This window comes from Azospirillum sp. VT-I1, assembly GCF_055698305.1.
In genome coordinates, this window is the sequence record NZ_CP168802.1 from 102,366 (window position 1) to 117,037 (window position 14,672).

Below are 14,672 nucleotides of genomic sequence, written 5' to 3' on the forward strand. Positions count from 1 at the left end.
CCGGCGAATTCAAACCACGCTGCGGTGCCGGTCGATGCAGGTGTCCAGCACCTCGCCCATCGGCCGTTCCCACCAGTTGGTTTGCGAGAAGATCTCCACCTCCGAAAAGCCGGCGAATCCGCACTCCTCCACCCAGCCGCGGATGCGCGGGATGTCGATGACGCCGTCGCCCATCATGCCGCGGTCGAGCAGCAGGTCGGCCGTCGGCACCAGCCAGTCGCAGACATGGAAGGCCAGCAGCCGCTCACTACCGGCGCGGCGGATCTGCGCCTCCAGCTGCGGATCCCACCAGACGTGATAGACGTCGACCGCCACCCCCAGCGCCCCGGTCCGCCCCGGGTCCAGCCGGTCACAGAGGTCGAGCGCCTGGGCCATGGTGTTCACGCAAGCGCGGTCGGCGGCATACATCGGATGCAGCGGCTCGATCGCCAGCGGCATGCCGGCCTTGCGGGCATAATCCAGCAGTTCGGCGATGCCGTCCTCGACCTGCGAGCGGGCGAGTGCCAAATCCTTGCTGGGCGCCGATCCGGGGCGGGAGAATTGCGGCAGACCGCCGACCACCAGCACGAGGCAGACCGCCCCCAGCGCCGACGCCTCGTCCACCGCGCGGCGGTTGTCGTCGCGCACCTCCGCCGCCTTGGACGGTTCGGCCGGGAACATGCCGCCGCGGCAATAGCCGGACAGCGCCAGCTCCCCAGACCGCACCGCCCGCACCGCGGCGTCGAGCCCGACCGCCGCCACCTGATCGCGCCAGGGTGCAACGGCGCGGATGCCGCGGCGGGCGCAGGCATCTAGGATCTCCACCAGATCGCCCTGCTTGCGGACCGTCGCGGTGTTGATCGACAGCCAGCGATGATCTCCGGAGAAGTCTCTTGTCTTAAAATCGGGCATCACGAAATCCCCCGCACAGCCAGGACCGCCGCCATCCGCCGTGCCGCCCGGTCCGGATCGGACAGCAGCCCGGCGCGGTCGGCCAGCCGGAACAGCTCCGCCAGATGCAGGGTGGAGCGCGTGCTCTCCTGCCCGCCGACCATGGTGAAATGGTCCTGGTGGCCGTTCAGATAGGCCATGAAGACGACGCCGGTCTTGTAGAAGCGGGTCGGCGCCTTGAAGATGTGGCGCGACAGCGGCACGGTGGGCGCCAGGATGTCGTGGAAGCCCGCCTCGTCGCCGTCGGCCAGATGGGCCAGCGCCGCCGCGGCGGCCGGCGCGATGGCGTCGAAGATGCCGAGCAGCGCGTCGGAATGATGCTGCCCGTCTCCGGCGATCAGTTCCGCGTAATTGAAATCGTCGCCGGTGTACATGCGAACGCCCTCAGGAAGGCGCCGCCGCATGACGATCTCCTTGTCCTTGTCGAGCAGCGAGATCTTGATGCCGTCCACCTTGGGCGCGAAGTCGCCGATGATCGACAGCGCCGTGTCCATCGCCGCGTCGATGTCGGTGGTGCCCCAATAGCCGGCCAGCGTCGGGTCGAACATGTCGCCCAGCCAATGCAGGATCACCGGCCGCTTCACCTGCGACAGGATCCGGCCATAGACGCGGACGTAATCCTCCGGCCCCCTGGCGACACGGGCCAGCGCGCGCGACGCCATCAGGATGATGCGGCCGTCGAGCGCCTCGATGGCCTCGACCTGCTCCTCATAGGCGCGGATCACGTCGTCGACGCTGCGGGCGTTCTCCGGCGGCAGATGGTCGGTGCCAGCGCCGCAGGCGATCACCCCGCCGCGCGCTTTGGCCGCCGACAGCGAGCGGCGGATCAGCTCCAGCGAGGTCGGCCAGTCCAGTCCCATGCCGCGCTGCGCCGTGTCCATCGCCTCGGCGACGCCGAGGCCGAGGTCCCACAGATGCTCGCGGAAGGCGATGGTGCGGTCCCAGTCGATGGCCGGCGCCAGCCACGGGTCGCCCTCGGCCAGCGGGTCGGCGACCATATGGGCGGCGGCGAAGGCGATGCGGGTCAGCGGCCGTTCGGTGCGGGCGGGAAAGCCGCGCGGCGGGGCCAGGGTGTAGCTTTCGATGCTGCGGTCGGGGCGGGGGAGGCGGATGGTGGGCATGGGTCAAGGTTCCTGGGTAGGTCGTTGCCGCCGGATGCCCCCTCGCCATCCCTCCCCGCTTCGCGGGAGAGGGGGTTGGACGCTTGCGGAGGCTAAGCAAAGGACGGCGGCAGTTCCCTCTCCCACCGAAGGTGGGGAGGGTTAGGGAGGGGGCATCGTCAGCCGACGCCTCACCCCCCGATGGCCGGCACGTCCACCCAGCGGCGCTCGCGCCAGCTCTGCAGCGCGCATTCCACCAGCTGGACGCCCTTGGCGCCTTCGATGAGGCCATGGCGGTAGGGCGCATCCTCCACCACATGGCGGATGAAGGACTCCCACTGCACCTTGAATCCGTTGTCGAACACGGCGTTGTCCGGCACCGGCTGCCAGGTGTCGTAGAAGTCGATGGTCTGCTTCTGGTCGGGGTTCCACACCGGGCGCGGCGTGCCCTGGCGTGGCTGGATCACGCAGTCGGTCAGCCCCGCCACCGCCGACCCGTTGGTGCCGTCGACCTGGAAGGTCACCAGATCGTCGCGGTAGACCCGCGTGCACCAGGAGGAGTTGATGGTGGCGATCACCCCGCCCTCAAGCTCGAACATCGCATAGGCGGCGTCGTCGGCGGTTGCCTTGTAGGGCTTGCCCGTCTCGTCCCAGCGTTCGGGAATGTGGGTGGCGCCCAGGCAGGAGATGCTCTTGACCTGACCGAACAGGTTGTCGAGCACGTAGCGCCAGTGGCAGATCATGTCGAGGATGATGCCGCCGCCGTCCTCCTCCCGGTAATTCCAGGACGGGCGCTGCGCCGGCTGCCAGTCGCCCTCGAACACCCAATAGCCGAACTCGCCGCGCACCGACAGCATGCGGCCGAAGAAGCCGCTGTCGCGCAGCATGCGCAGCTTCTCCAGCCCCGGCAGGAACAGCTTGTCCTGCACCGTGCCGTTCTTCACCCCGGCCTCCTCCGCCAGCCGGACGACGCGCAGCGCCTCGTCCAGGTTGGTGGCGATGGGCTTCTCGCAATAGACATGCTTGCCGGCGCGGATCGCCTTTTCCAGCAGCGTCGGGCGCATCTGGGTGGTGCCCGCGTCGAAAAAGATCACGTCCTCGCGGTTTTCCAGCGCCGCGTCGAGATTGTCGCTCCAGCGCTCGATGCCGTGGCGGCGGGCCAGCTCCTGCATCTTTTCGGCATTGCGGCCGACCAGGATCGGGTCGGGCATGACGCGCGTGCCGTCGGACAGGGTGACGCCGCCCTGGGCGCGGATCGCCAGGATCGAGCGGATCAGGTGCTGGTTCATGCCCATCCGCCCGGTGACACCGTGCATGATGAGGCCAAGGCGCTTGGTGCTCATGGGAGGGTTCCTTCGGAAAACGCTGATGTCGGGTGTGAAAGGGGTGACAGGCCGGACCAGTCGGGATCGGCCGAATGGGCGTATCCGGGGCCGGACAGCGGCGCCGTCGGCAGACGGCCGCTGCCGGTGGCGAGCCTGACCGTCCCGTCGGCGTCACGGGTGTAGAAGCCGGGATGGCCTCTGAGAAAGGCGTCGGCCTCGTCAGGATTGCCGAACCCCTCGCCGTATTGGTGCCCATTGCGTTCGGCATGCGGGATGCCGAGGAAGGCGACCAGGGCGGTGTCCTGCTGCACCGACACGCCGGCCTGACAGGTCAGATCCTCGGCCGAGATGAAGTGCGGCGGTCCCCAAGCCGTGCAGCGGGCGCGGTTGAGCATCGCCTTGTAGAGACCCTTGCAGGATTTCGACGATACGCCGCGATAGCCCATGGCACGGGCGCGCGGGAAGGCGTCGTAGCCGTCGTCGGATTCGTCGATGATGACCGGCACCCGCTCCGCCACCGCCCCCAGCGGCCGGGCGAGCGCCTCCTCCCGCGTGATGGGCTGCTCCAGATAGGCGAGCGCCCGGCGGATGCCGGCCAGCGCCGGAGAGGCGTCGATCCGGTCGAGAAGCTCCGCGACATGACCGGCGTCGCGGTACTGCTCGTTGCCGTCGAGCGTGGCGTGGTAGCCGGGAACAGCCTCCTCCAGCACGGCGGCCAGTTCGCCAAGCCGGTTGAGGTCCGCCGAAACGTCACCGCCCAGCTTGATCTTGAACCAGCGCAGATGCGCCTGTTTCAGCAGGGCGCGCAGATCTTCGGGACTGTCGAGCAGGCCGACGGTGTGGCGCAGTTCCACCTCGGCAAGCGGGGAGAGGCTTTTCAGGAAAGCATCCAGTCCGAAGCCGCCGAGGTCGGGCGTCAGCCGCGCATCCAGTCCGGCGACATTGGCGCCCAGCCCCTCGAAGGCGTTCAGCCCCAGCACCCGCAGCAGCCCGTCCAGCACCGCCTTGTCGATCTGCGCCGGCCCGAAGGCGGCGGCGAGTTTCGGCTCCAGCGTCGGGGTGAAAGCGGCGTGATGGCCGAAGGCGGTGTCGAGGCGGCTGTCGGACAGGTAGGCATCGCGTGCTTCGATCAGCGAGCGGCGCAGGCCGTCCACCGTGTCGGCCGGGCTGCGGTCCGGGCGCTTGTCGAACCATTTCGGCATCATCATCTCGGCGGCCGCCCCCCAGGCCTCGCCCTGCCCTTCGACAGCGACCAGGGCGCGGACGAAGGCTTGCGGGGCGGCCTCCACCGTCACCGCGCCGAAGCGGAACGGCTTCACGAAGCGGACGGGCCGCTCGTACAGCTCGATGGCGCGGATGCGGAGACGGGGGCGGGCATGGTGAAGATCCTCTGTGTTTTGCCCCCACCCTTCCCATGCTGGCGCATGGGCCCCTTCCCTCCCCCGCTGGGCAGGGGAGGGAGTTGGTCGCCGGGCGGCGGCAGTCCCCTCCTCCGCCCAGCGGGGGAGGGTTAGGGTGGGGGTCTAACGCGGCGGCCTAACCGCGCCCCCTAATCCAGATGCCCCTGCGCCGCGAAATGCTTGCGGATGGTCTGGGTCAGCTGGATGAAGACCGGGTCGCCCATGACGTCCAGCGTCCGCGGACGCGGCAGCGGGACCTCGTAGGTCGCGGCGATGGTGCCGGGGCGTTCCGACATCACCATCACCCGGTCGGCCAGGAACACCGCCTCGGGGATGGAATGGGTGATGAGGATCACCGTCTTGCCGGTCTCGTGCTGGATCCGCTGCAGCTCGACGTTCATCCGCTCCCGCGTCATGGCGTCGAGCGCGCCGAACGGCTCGTCCATCAGCAGGATCTTCGGGTCGTGCACCAGCGCCCGGCACAGGGCGGCGCGCTGCTGCATGCCGCCCGACAGCTGCCAGGGGTATTTGTTCTCGAACCCCGTCAGCCCGGTCATCCCGATCAGCTTGTGGGCGCGCTCCAGATAGCGCTCGCGCGGCAGGCGGCGGATTTCCACCGGCAGCATGATGTTGCGCAGCACCGACCGCCAGGCCAGCAGGGTCGGACTCTGAAAGACGATGCCGGTGTCGTCGTGCGGCTCGGTCACCACGTCGCCTTCGATGCTGATGGTGCCGCTGGTGACCGGCAGCAGCCCGGCCAGCATCTTCAGCAGGGTGGACTTGCCGCAGCCGGACGGGCCGACCACCACCAGGAATTCGCCCGGCCGCACGTCGAAGGTGATGGGGCGGAGCGACGGCACCTCGCCGTCGCGGGTGCGGTAGGTCTTGGTCACGCCGTCGATGCGGATCAGCGGCGCGCCGGACAGGCGTTGCGTCTCCGCCTCGCCCACCAGTTTCAACTGAGGCTGTGCCATGCTTTCCTCGTCGGGCCTTACGGGGGGCCGGTCGGTCACCAGGGGCCGGTCACTTGGCGGCGGCGTTCACCGCCTTCGCCGCAGGGTCGTCCGGCAGGAAATCGCGGGTGTAGAAGCGCTTCGGGTTCTCCTTGGCCGAGGCGTCCAGCCCGCCATATTCGACCAGCATGTCCACCGTCTCCTTCATGTTGGCGTCGGTGACCTGGAAGGGCCGCATCTTCTCCGTCTCCTTGGTGCGGTAGAGCGGAATGGTCAGCTCGAAGCCTTCCTGCAGCGTGTCGGGCTTGCCGCCCTTCGGGTTGGCCTTCAGGATGGCGGCCGCGGCGTCCTTCGGCGCCTTCTCCGCCTCCTCCACCGCCTTGGTGGTTGCGGCCATGAAGCGGCGGACGAGGTCGGGGTTGTCCTTCAGCGTGTCGGTGTGGGCGATGATGCCGGAGGAGACCATGTTGACGCCGTAATCGGCGAAGCGGATCGGCGTCACCGACTTGCCGGTGGCGTCCTTGATCTTCATGCTCTGGTCCATGACATAGCCCAGCAGCAGGTCGGCCTGTCCGTTGATGACGGCGTTCAGCTTGGTCTGGGCGTCGCCCGACACCACCTCGAAATCACGTTCCTTCAGGCCGGTCTTCTTCAGGAACAGCGGCCAGATTTGGGACATGCTGTCGCCCGGCGTCATGGCGACGATCCGGTTCTTGATGTCCTCCGGCTTGCGGATGTTCTTGTCGGTGAAGCCCATCGCCGACATCGGGCTGGTCTGCAGCAGCACGCCCGGCGAGGTCACCGGCGCGCCCTTCATCGCCGCCTTGATCATGGTCGGCACGTCGACATAGCCGAAGGTGACGCCCTTGCTGGCGACCAGCTGCGTCGTCACCGCCGACCCGCGGCCCTCCTGGATTTCCAGGTCGATGCCCTCGGCCTCGTACAGCCCCTTGTCCTTGCCGTAGTAGAAGGGGGCGTGCTCCCCATAGACGTACCAGTTCAGCATCAGCGTCACCTTGTCGGCGGCCTGCGCCGGCAAGGTGGAGGCGGCAAAGGCGCAGAGCGCCGCGACGATGGTTTTCTTCATCACGACCGGTGTCCTCCCATGGGTGGTGGATCGCCCCGTCGGCCGGCGCTGTGCGGCGTCGGGGTTCTTGTCGGTGATTCGTGTCTTGGACCGGCGTTCAGGCGGTGGGGCTGAACTTGTCGCGCTGGCTGGCGTGCCAGGGAATGGCGAAGCGTTCCAGCACATCGATGACCCAGAACAGCAGCACGCCCATCAATGCCAGCACGGTCAGGGCCGCGAACATCAAGGGCAGTTCGAAATTGCCGATGGAGCGCTGCAGGACGAAGCCGATGCCGGAGTTGGAGCCGACGAATTCGCCGACCACCGCCCCCACCACCGCCAGGGTGATGGAGACCTTCAGCCCGGCGAAGATCGCCGGCAGGGCATGCGGCAGGCTGACCATCCGGAAGGTCTGCAGCCGCGACGCCTTCATCGAGCGGGCAAGGTCCATCATCTCGCCATCCACCGACTTGAACCCCTGCACCGCCGAGACGACGACGGGGAAGAAACCCAGCAGGAAGGCGGCGATCACCTTCGGCATCAGGCCGAAGCCGAACCAAACCACGAACAGCGGTGCGATGGCGACCTTCGGGATCGACTGCGAGAAGACCAGCAGCGGGTAGACATAGGCCTCCACGGTGCGCGATCCGGCGATCAGCATCGCGATGGGAATGCCGAACAGCACCGACAGCGCGAAGCCGCCCAGCGTCGCCGTGAAGGTCGGGACGGATTCGGACAGCAGCCGCGGCCATTCGTCGATCATCGCCAGAACGACGTCGCCGGGCTTCGGCACCAGATAGGCGGGCACGCCGAACAGCCGGACCGACAGATCCCACAGAACCAGCAGGATGACCATCAGCAGGATGGGGCGGACCCAGTCGGAATTGAGCAGGCGCAGCGCTGCGCCCGAGCGTGAGCGACGTTCCATGCGTCTTCTCCGGCCGGCGGGCTCGGGCGGCCGGAGGGGCGGCCGCGGTGTTTTAACCGGCTGGTTAAAAGTATGCCCGCCGCATCCTGCCGGTCAATCCTTACAATGGTGGTAACGGACTGTTTATGGCGCTGACGGTCAGGCAGTGACGAGAAGGACACCATCCAGCAGACGCAGTTCGGTGTCATCGGAATGAACCGCGTCAATCTGGCCGCGCTGAACGGGCTGGTTCCGGAAACCCGCGTTGCCGCCCAGCCCTTCCTGTTCCACTCGGTCGATCACATGCACAAGGTGAAGGACGGCCCAGCCGGTGACAAAATCCTGGCGGCGATGGAAAAGCACGGCCCGATCGGTCTGGCCTTCCAAGGCAATAGCGCGCGCAGCTTCTACAACAGCAAGCGGCCGATCAACCGGCTGGAGGACCACTGCCTCGGCGCGCGCATCGTTGCGCGGGAACGAAGCCGGGGCGCCCCGCCGCACGGAGGACCGTCGACAAGCTACGGACATGCTTGCCGTCGATCCCCATGTGCGGCGGGACACGCTTAAGTAATGCGGTTCCGCCGGCTGCGCCATTAGGGGCAGCCCTGCGACAGAATCGACCTCAGGCCCGAACGTCGCGAGCCGGGATCAGCAGGCCGTCCTTTGCGGCACTCCATCGACGGGTGGAGCGGGCACGCAGGGCTTCGCCGCGCCCTGCCCCGGCCCGCCTTCCACGGCGGCCGGCGCGGTTCGCCCCGCTGTTCCGGCCAAGTCGTAGCCGGTCCATGCGAGATGGCCCGGCGACATCAGCAGCGGCGCCCAGATCAGGGCCGACAGGATGTTGAAGGTCTGGAATTTCCGGTGGGGCATCGCCATCATGCCGGCCGTCGTCGGCACCACCGCGCGCAACGGGCCGATGAATCGCGCCAGGAAGACGCTCTTGCTTCCATGCCGATGGAAGAAGGCTTCGCCGCGGCTGCGCAGTTCGGGCCGCTTGCTGAACGGCCACAGCCGGAAAACGCGCTCGCCATAGCGGCGGCCCAGCCAGTAGGACGTGGCATCGCCAAGGATGGCGCCGCCCGCGATAGCCAGATAGACCGACCAGAAATCGAGGACACCCGCGGCCACCAGGGCGCCGGCCGCGGTCAGCATGACGACGCCGGGGATGAGCAGCCCGACGAGGGTCAGCCCTTCCGCGAAGGCCATCAGGAAGATAATGGCTTCCGCCCAATCCGCATGCGCTTCGATGAAGGCGGCGAGAGCGGCCCCCTGCGCCGCAATATCAGGAAGTCCAGTCAGCACGATGTTTGCGTCCACGTCGTCTGGATCCCGAATGGGCGCCGGCGCCGGATGCGCTGTCGATGCAGGTCGATCATGAGGAGAGGCCGGTCCTTTCAGGTCGATGAGGGCGTCGGAGGTCCAAATGCGGGATCGTCCCATTCGGCGAAGGCGCAGGGAAAGAGAGCCGGCATTGCTGCCGGATCCCCATTGCCCGAGCGACCCAGGTCGAAGTGCCCCACAGTTGGGCCTGCTCCTCCGGACGTACAAGATGATCCCGGCCGGGTTTCCCAGGGACATTCAGTCGGGCCGCAAGCCGACCCGGCGCCCGCTACCTCACCAGCATTGCCGCCGGCCTGACGAAGCTCTTGCGGCCGCGCTTGAATCCCATGAGCGGCGCGGCTATTCCGCCGAAGGCGTCGGCCTCGTCTTCTGCATCGAGCACGATCATGTCCGCCCATCCGCCGACGGCAATGCCATAGTCCGCGATCCTCATCAGCCGGGCGGCCCCGGCCGAGATCATGTCGAGGCAGTCGCCGAAGCTTTCCGGCCCCAGATGCATGAGGTTCGCATAGAGGTTGCCCATCCGCACCAGCGAGCCGTCGCCGAAGGGCGTGAAGGGATTCAGGACATTGTTGGTGGCGACCGAGACGGTGACGCCGCCTTCCGCCAGCAGGTGGACCGGCGCCACCCCGCGCGACGCCCGATGGCCGGCATCGCGCCCATTCAGATAGAGATCCGTCGCGGGCAGCGCCGTCACCCCCACCCCGGCATCGGCCAGGAGGGCAATCATCCGCGCCAGCGCGGCATCGTCGATGACCGCGAGCTTGGTGGCATGGCCGACGGCGACCCGCCCCTGCCAACCCGCCGCCACCGTCCGCCGGCAGATCTCCTCCAGATGGGACCAGCTGGGGTCGAGATCGAAATCCAGATGGAAATCGAGATCGACGTCATGCGCCACCGCCAGGGCGAAGATCCTCTCCATCTGCAGCGATGGATCCGCGTCGGTGTAAGGACAGCCGCCCAGCAGGTCGGCCCCCTCCGCCAGCGCCTGCGCCAGCAGCCGTTCGACCGCGGGATCCTGGGTCATCCCCTCCTGCGGGAAGACGCAGATCGACAGGTCGATGGCGAAGGCAAAATCCTGCTTGAGCCGCTTCATCGCCTCGAAACTGCGCAGGCCGACCAGCGGATCCAGTTCCACATGGGCGCGCATGTGCATGGTGCCTTGCGTGATCGCGCGTTCCAGCGTGCGGGCGCCGCGTTCATAGACATCCTCGACCGTGAAATTCCTTTTAAGGCCGGAAACCGCGGCGATCGCCCCCTTCAGTCCGCCGCCGGCGTCACGGCACCGGCAGAGCAGACAGGACTTGTCGAGATGGATGTGCGTATCGACCAGCCCCGGCAGGACAAGACGCCCGCCGGCATCCTCCTCTATGGCGGCCGTCGCGGCCAGGGCGGGGGCGATGGCGGCGATCCGCCCCTGCCCGACCGCGATATCCTGCGGGCCATCCCATCCCCTCAGGCGGGCGTTGCGCAGGAGAAGGTCGAAACTGTGAGTCTGCGGCATTTCGAATCCGGCGTGTCGTTTGCATGCAGAAATCGTATGCAGTTTTGATACCATCATGACGACACTGACGGAGGTTCAAATGAGTGCGACGACCGAACGCGACCTGCAGGCCGTGAAGGATTATCTGGAGGCCTCCATGGCCCCCGATCCCGTGCGTGCGGCGAAACATGTGGCTCCGGGCTTCATCTGCCGCTTTACCGGGCATCGCGTCTTCGATACGCCGAGCGGGCCGACCGGCTTCAACGCCGCCCGCTACAAATGGGTGAAGAAGCGGATCGAGCGTTATGACGTGGTGCCGGGGGAAACGGAGACCATCGTCTACAGCCTGGGCTACCTGTACGGCGCCTGGCCGGACGGCACGCCCTTCGACAACAACCGCTATGTCGACCGCTTCGTGGTGCGGGACGGGCTGATCGTCGAAACCGATGTCTGGAACGACAGCGCCGAATGGATCCTCGATCCCTCCTGCGCCCGCTGACCTGATCGCGCCGTTCCCCGATTCCTGGCGCCCTTATTCGGTGTAGGGCGCCAGGATATCCATGAGGTCGCGGCTCTTGGCGCCCGAGCTTTGCAGCAGCGCGCGGGAGGCCACCGCCTCCAGATGCTCGTCCATGAGGGCGCAGGCCTTGTCGGCAGGGCCGGTCCGGATCGCCTCGATCAGTTCCAGATGCTCATTTACTGCGCATTCCGACGAGTGGGGCCGGCTGAAGACGGCCAGCGACAATCCCGCGCGGTAGCAGATCTCCGTTACATAGCGGATCAGCACGGGCTTGCCGGTCATTTCCGCCAGCCGAACGTGGAATTCCGTGGCAAGGCGGATCGAAATCCCCTCGGCGCCATGGCGGGCCTGATGTTCGGCTTCGACGATGGCCTTCAACTGCTTCACCTGGGCCTCGGTCAGCTTGCCGGCCAGATGCCGGACGACCTGACGCTCCAGATCGACCCGGATGTCGAAGATGTCTCGGGCATCCTCGAAGGACGGCACCGCGACCACGGCGATGCGGTTGCGGCGCAGATCGACCAGGCCCTCCGCCGCCAATTGCCCGAGCGCGCTGCGGGCGATGGTCCGGCTGACGCCGAAGCGTTCGCCCAGCGAATCCTCGGGCAGCCGGTCTCCCGGCGAAAGCGCCCGTTCGATGATCGCGCGGCGCAGGGCCGTGCAGATCACCGCAACCCGGTCGCCTCCGGTTTTCTTCGAACGTTTTTCCTCGGCCATCACCGTCCTCGCCTGCTCCGCCTTCCATAAGCGAGGCCGGATGGGAATGCAACTCACCAAGTGCCGCATTTGAATGCAGCGTCACAGCCCGACTGCACAAATGAGATGCATACAAAAACTGTACACACTTTTGATCGGCAGCCCTCCGGCTTTCCTGGTGCGGAGCGCGGCGCGTTCCGGGAACTGGCGCACCCGTTGCATACAGTTCCGTCGATCCGTCACGAAGGTATGCCGCATGTTCCCATCCCAAGCCATCCCGCAAGGCCCGTCTTCCGTCGCCCCTTCCATCGCAGTCGAGCTGTCGCAGGCCGCCGTTTCGTTCGGCAAGCCGGGCAAGACGGTCGCAGCCCTGCAGGAGACGAACCTTCGGATCGCCGACGGCGAATTCGTCGCCCTGGTCGGCCCGTCGGGCTGCGGGAAGTCCACGATCCTGCGGCTGACGGCCGGTTTGCTGAATCCGACCCAGGGGGCCGTCATCGTCGGCGGGCGCGAGGTGGGGGCCAAGGCCCTGCGGATCGGCATGGCCTTCCAGAATCCGACCATGCTGCCCTGGCTTACCATCGAGCGGAACGTCATGCTGCCGCTGAAGATCGTGCGGCCCTTCCGCAACGACTATCGCGCCAAGCGCAAGACGGAGTTCCGTGACCGGGTGCATGCCCTGCTGGCCGATGTCGGGCTCGACAAATTCGCCAACCATTATCCCTGGCAGCTGTCGGGCGGGATGCTGCAGCGCGCGAACCTGTGCCGCGCCCTCGTCCATGAACCGAGCCTGCTGCTGCTGGATGAGCCGTTCGGCGCGCTGGATCAGTTCACCCGCGAGGAGCTGTGGGGGACGATGCAATCCCTGTGGCTGAAGCGCAAGCCCACCGTCCTGCTGATCACCCACGACCTGAAGGAAGCCGGTTTCCTCGCCTCGCGCATCTGCGTGATGAGCGCCCGCCCCGGCCGCATCATCGACGACAGCGCCGTCGATTTCCCCCGCCCGCGCACCATCCAGATGACCTTCGACGCCGATTTCGTCGCCCTCAACCAGCGCCTGCGCGATCTCATCATCGACGCGCGCAGCGATACCGCCATCCGGGGAGCCTGAGCCGTGAGCTACGACCTGCGCCGCCGCCTTTGGGCCGCCATCCTGATTCTCGGCTTCTTCGCGGCCTGGGAAGTCCTCTGCCTCGTCCTTCAGGTCTCGGATCTGGTCCTGCCCCGCCCGACCCAGGTCTTCGCGACGCTTGCCGCCCGCTTCGGCATCCTCTGGCCGCATGTGCTGCAGACCCTGTGGACCACGATGATCGGCTTCGTCCTGGGCGTGACCGTCGGAGTGGTCATCGGGGCGGCCATCGGCGTCTCGCGCACCGCCTACGACACGGTCTATCCGCTGCTGATCGGCTTCTCCTCGATCCCCAAGGTCGCGGTGGTGCCGATCTTCGTGCTGTGGTTCGGATCGGGGGCGACGCCGGCCATCCTCACGGCACTCGCCATGTGCTTCTTCCCCATCGTCGTCAACATCGCGACCGGCCTCGCCACCACCGAGCCGGAACTGGAGGACGTGCTGAAGTCGCTGGGGGCCAGCAGGCTCGACATCCTGTGGAACGTCGGCCTGCCCCGCACCATGCCCTTCTTCTTCGCCTCGCTGAAGATCGCCGTCACCTTTGCCTTCGTCGGCAGCGTGCTGTCCGAAACCGTCGCCTCCAACAAGGGCATCGGCAACGTGATGATGACGGCCTCCTCCAACTTCGACGTGCCGCTGGTCTTCGCCGGCCTCTTCCTGCTCGCCGCCCTCGGCATCCTGCTCTACGTCGCCTTCTCGCTGGTCGAGGCGCGCGTCACCGGCTGGGCCACCCGCCGGCAGGGCTTTGCCTCCGCCTGACCCTTCATCCCGAAACGGAGCCTCCCCATGTTGAAAAAGCTTCTCGCGACGCTTGCGCTCGGTCTTTGCCTGAGCGGACCGGCGTTGGCCGACACCAACATCAAGTTCACGCTCGGCTGGAAGACCCAGGGCTCCGACGCGCCCTTCCTGCTGGCGCTGCAGAAGGGCTATTTCAAGGCCGAGGGGCTGAACGTCACCATCGACCAGGGCGAAGGATCGGCGGCCACCGTGACCCGCATCATGTCGGGCGCCTACGACGCTGGCTTCGGCGACATCAACGCGATCATCCAGAATGCGGCGACCCGTCCCGGCGACGTGCCGATCATGGTCTATCAGCTGTGGAACAAGCCGCCCTTCGCCATCGTCTCGAAGAAGACGACCAACATCACCAAGCCCGCCGATCTCGTCGGCAAGAAGCTGGGCGGCGCCCAGGGCACCCCGACCACCCGCCTCGTGACCGTGCTCGGCACGCTCAACAAGGTCGACATGACCAAGGTCGCCATCGAGAACATGGGGCCGAACCTGCAGGAACCGATGCTGATCAAGGGCGACATCGACGGCGCCCTGGTCTTCAACATCACCAGCTGGTTCAACCTGATCAACAACCGCCAGGATCCGGCCAAGGACTACAACTGGCTGCTGTTCGGCGAATTCGGCCTCGACCTCTATTCCAACGGCATGATGGTTTCCCAGAAGCTCATCAAGGAGAACCCCGCCGCCGTCGCCGGGCTTGTCCGCGCGGTCAACAAGGCGGCGGTCGAGATCGGCGGGGATGCCGCGGCCGGGCTGAAGGCGGTCCTCGCCTACGACAATCTGGCCAAGGAGGAGCTTGAACTCGCCCGCATGAAGTTCTCCTACGAGCATCTCATCGTTTCGCCCGAAGTCGACCGGCTCGGCCTCGGCGATGTGGACGACGCCCGCCTCGCCCGTTCGATCGGCATCGTGGTCGAAGGCTATCAGCTGACCGCCACGCCCAAGCCGGAACAGGTCTTCACCCGCCAGTTCCTGCCGCCGCAGGCCGAGCGCAAGCTCGCCTACAAGACCAACTGATCGCAGGGATGCC

General features: G+C 66.9%; 14 protein-coding genes and 1 pseudogene. 5 read left to right on the top strand and 10 right to left on the bottom strand.

Going from position 1 to position 14,672, the window contains the following annotated elements; all coding sequences use genetic code 11:
• Positions 1 to 9: 9 nt before the first annotated feature.
• From AB8P05_RS14600 to AB8P05_RS14630, 7 genes are all read right to left on the bottom strand, one after another.
• Positions 10 to 891, bottom strand: a complete 882-nt coding sequence (locus AB8P05_RS14600) for a sugar phosphate isomerase/epimerase family protein (protein WP_472759830.1) — start codon at positions 889 to 891, stop codon at positions 10 to 12.
• The gene (locus AB8P05_RS14605) at positions 891 to 2,051 is read right to left on the bottom strand and encodes a dihydrodipicolinate synthase family protein (protein ID WP_472759831.1); all 1,161 of its coding nucleotides are present in this window, start codon (positions 2,049 to 2,051) and stop codon (positions 891 to 893) included. The genes AB8P05_RS14600 and AB8P05_RS14605 overlap by 1 nt, the downstream gene beginning before the upstream one ends.
• Positions 2,052 to 2,221: 170 nt before the next feature.
• Positions 2,222 to 3,373: a Gfo/Idh/MocA family protein gene (locus AB8P05_RS14610; protein ID WP_472759832.1), complete on the bottom strand. Its 1,152-nt coding sequence runs from the start codon at positions 3,371 to 3,373 to the stop codon at positions 2,222 to 2,224.
• Positions 3,370 to 4,674 carry a hypothetical protein gene (locus AB8P05_RS14615; RefSeq protein WP_472759833.1) on the bottom strand — a complete coding sequence of 435 codons (1,305 nt, stop codon included), beginning with the start codon at positions 4,672 to 4,674 and terminating at the stop codon, positions 3,370 to 3,372. Before AB8P05_RS14615 ends, AB8P05_RS14610 begins: the two co-directional genes overlap by 4 nt.
• A 230-nt stretch (positions 4,675 to 4,904) precedes the next feature.
• Positions 4,905 to 5,729, bottom strand: coding sequence for an ABC transporter ATP-binding protein (locus tag AB8P05_RS14620; RefSeq protein WP_472759834.1), 825 nt, complete (start codon positions 5,727 to 5,729; stop codon positions 4,905 to 4,907).
• A gap of 49 nt (positions 5,730 to 5,778) precedes the next feature.
• Positions 5,779 to 6,795, bottom strand: a complete 1,017-nt coding sequence (locus AB8P05_RS14625) for an ABC transporter substrate-binding protein (RefSeq protein WP_472759835.1) — start codon at positions 6,793 to 6,795, stop codon at positions 5,779 to 5,781.
• A gap of 97 nt (positions 6,796 to 6,892) precedes the next feature.
• Positions 6,893 to 7,702, bottom strand: a complete 810-nt coding sequence (locus AB8P05_RS14630; RefSeq protein WP_472759836.1) for an ABC transporter permease — start codon at positions 7,700 to 7,702, stop codon at positions 6,893 to 6,895.
• A 150-nt stretch (positions 7,703 to 7,852) separates the two neighbouring features.
• Between AB8P05_RS14630 and dctP the strand changes: the two are divergent.
• Positions 7,853 to 8,125 (top strand): annotated as a pseudogene (gene dctP, locus AB8P05_RS14635) (TRAP transporter substrate-binding protein DctP); the annotation flags it as partial.
• A gap of 204 nt (positions 8,126 to 8,329) precedes the next feature.
• Here the strand turns inward: dctP and AB8P05_RS14640 are convergent.
• Together AB8P05_RS14640 and AB8P05_RS14645 are read right to left on the bottom strand one after the other, a co-directional pair.
• On the bottom strand, positions 8,330 to 9,121 hold the full coding sequence (locus tag AB8P05_RS14640) for a DedA family protein (protein ID WP_472759837.1): 792 nt from the start codon (positions 9,119 to 9,121) through the stop codon (positions 8,330 to 8,332).
• 169 nt (positions 9,122 to 9,290) lie between these two features.
• Positions 9,291 to 10,526, bottom strand: coding sequence for an amidohydrolase family protein (locus AB8P05_RS14645; protein WP_472759838.1), 1,236 nt, complete (start codon positions 10,524 to 10,526; stop codon positions 9,291 to 9,293).
• Positions 10,527 to 10,605: 79 nt separating this feature from the next.
• Here AB8P05_RS14645 and AB8P05_RS14650 point away from each other — a divergent pair, with 79 nt between their 5' ends.
• Positions 10,606 to 11,004 (top strand): nuclear transport factor 2-like protein, encoded by a 399-nt coding sequence (locus AB8P05_RS14650; RefSeq protein WP_455173136.1) that lies wholly within the window; start codon positions 10,606 to 10,608, stop codon positions 11,002 to 11,004.
• Positions 11,005 to 11,037: 33 nt separating this feature from the next.
• Here the strand turns inward: AB8P05_RS14650 and AB8P05_RS14655 are convergent, their stop codons facing one another.
• Positions 11,038 to 11,742, bottom strand: a complete 705-nt coding sequence (locus AB8P05_RS14655; protein ID WP_472759839.1) for a GntR family transcriptional regulator — start codon at positions 11,740 to 11,742, stop codon at positions 11,038 to 11,040.
• A gap of 235 nt (positions 11,743 to 11,977) precedes the next feature.
• Between AB8P05_RS14655 and AB8P05_RS14660 the strand changes: the two genes are divergently transcribed.
• Genes AB8P05_RS14660 through AB8P05_RS14670 form a run of 3 tightly spaced genes read left to right on the top strand, consistent with a single transcriptional unit; the run spans position 11,978 to position 14,659 of the window.
• Entirely contained in the window at positions 11,978 to 12,832 is an 855-nt protein-coding gene (locus AB8P05_RS14660; protein ID WP_455173138.1) for an ABC transporter ATP-binding protein, read from the top strand.
• A 3-nt stretch (positions 12,833 to 12,835) separates the two neighbouring features.
• Complete coding sequence (locus AB8P05_RS14665) at positions 12,836 to 13,609, top strand: ABC transporter permease (protein ID WP_455173139.1); 774 nt, start codon at positions 12,836 to 12,838, stop codon at positions 13,607 to 13,609.
• 27 nt (positions 13,610 to 13,636) lie between these two features.
• On the top strand, positions 13,637 to 14,659 hold the full coding sequence (locus AB8P05_RS14670; RefSeq protein ID WP_472759840.1) for an ABC transporter substrate-binding protein: 1,023 nt from the start codon (positions 13,637 to 13,639) through the stop codon (positions 14,657 to 14,659).
• Positions 14,660 to 14,672: the final 13 nt, after the last annotated feature.

What these genes read in the sequence shown, in the direction of transcription:
- AB8P05_RS14600 (WP_472759830.1), bottom strand. Translation starts at nt 891, where the DNA reads ATGCCCGATTTTAAGACAAGAGACTTCTCCGGAGATCATCGCTGGCTG.
- AB8P05_RS14605 (WP_472759831.1), bottom strand. Translation starts at nt 2,051, where the DNA reads ATGCCCACCATCCGCCTCCCCCGCCCCGACCGCAGCATCGAAAGCTAC.
- AB8P05_RS14610 (WP_472759832.1), bottom strand. Translation starts at nt 3,373, where the DNA reads ATGAGCACCAAGCGCCTTGGCCTCATCATGCACGGTGTCACCGGGCGG.
- AB8P05_RS14620 (WP_472759834.1), bottom strand. Translation starts at nt 5,729, where the DNA reads ATGGCACAGCCTCAGTTGAAACTGGTGGGCGAGGCGGAGACGCAACGC.
- AB8P05_RS14625 (WP_472759835.1), bottom strand. Translation starts at nt 6,795, where the DNA reads ATGAAGAAAACCATCGTCGCGGCGCTCTGCGCCTTTGCCGCCTCCACC.
- AB8P05_RS14630 (WP_472759836.1), bottom strand. Translation starts at nt 7,702, where the DNA reads ATGGAACGTCGCTCACGCTCGGGCGCAGCGCTGCGCCTGCTCAATTCC.
- AB8P05_RS14640 (WP_472759837.1), bottom strand. Translation starts at nt 9,121, where the DNA reads ATGGGACGATCCCGCATTTGGACCTCCGACGCCCTCATCGACCTGAAA.
- AB8P05_RS14645 (WP_472759838.1), bottom strand. Translation starts at nt 10,526, where the DNA reads ATGCCGCAGACTCACAGTTTCGACCTTCTCCTGCGCAACGCCCGCCTG.
- AB8P05_RS14650 (WP_455173136.1), top strand. Translation starts at nt 10,606, where the DNA reads ATGAGTGCGACGACCGAACGCGACCTGCAGGCCGTGAAGGATTATCTG.
- AB8P05_RS14655 (WP_472759839.1), bottom strand. Translation starts at nt 11,742, where the DNA reads ATGGCCGAGGAAAAACGTTCGAAGAAAACCGGAGGCGACCGGGTTGCG.
- AB8P05_RS14660 (WP_455173138.1), top strand. Translation starts at nt 11,978, where the DNA reads ATGTTCCCATCCCAAGCCATCCCGCAAGGCCCGTCTTCCGTCGCCCCT.
- AB8P05_RS14670 (WP_472759840.1), top strand. Translation starts at nt 13,637, where the DNA reads ATGTTGAAAAAGCTTCTCGCGACGCTTGCGCTCGGTCTTTGCCTGAGC.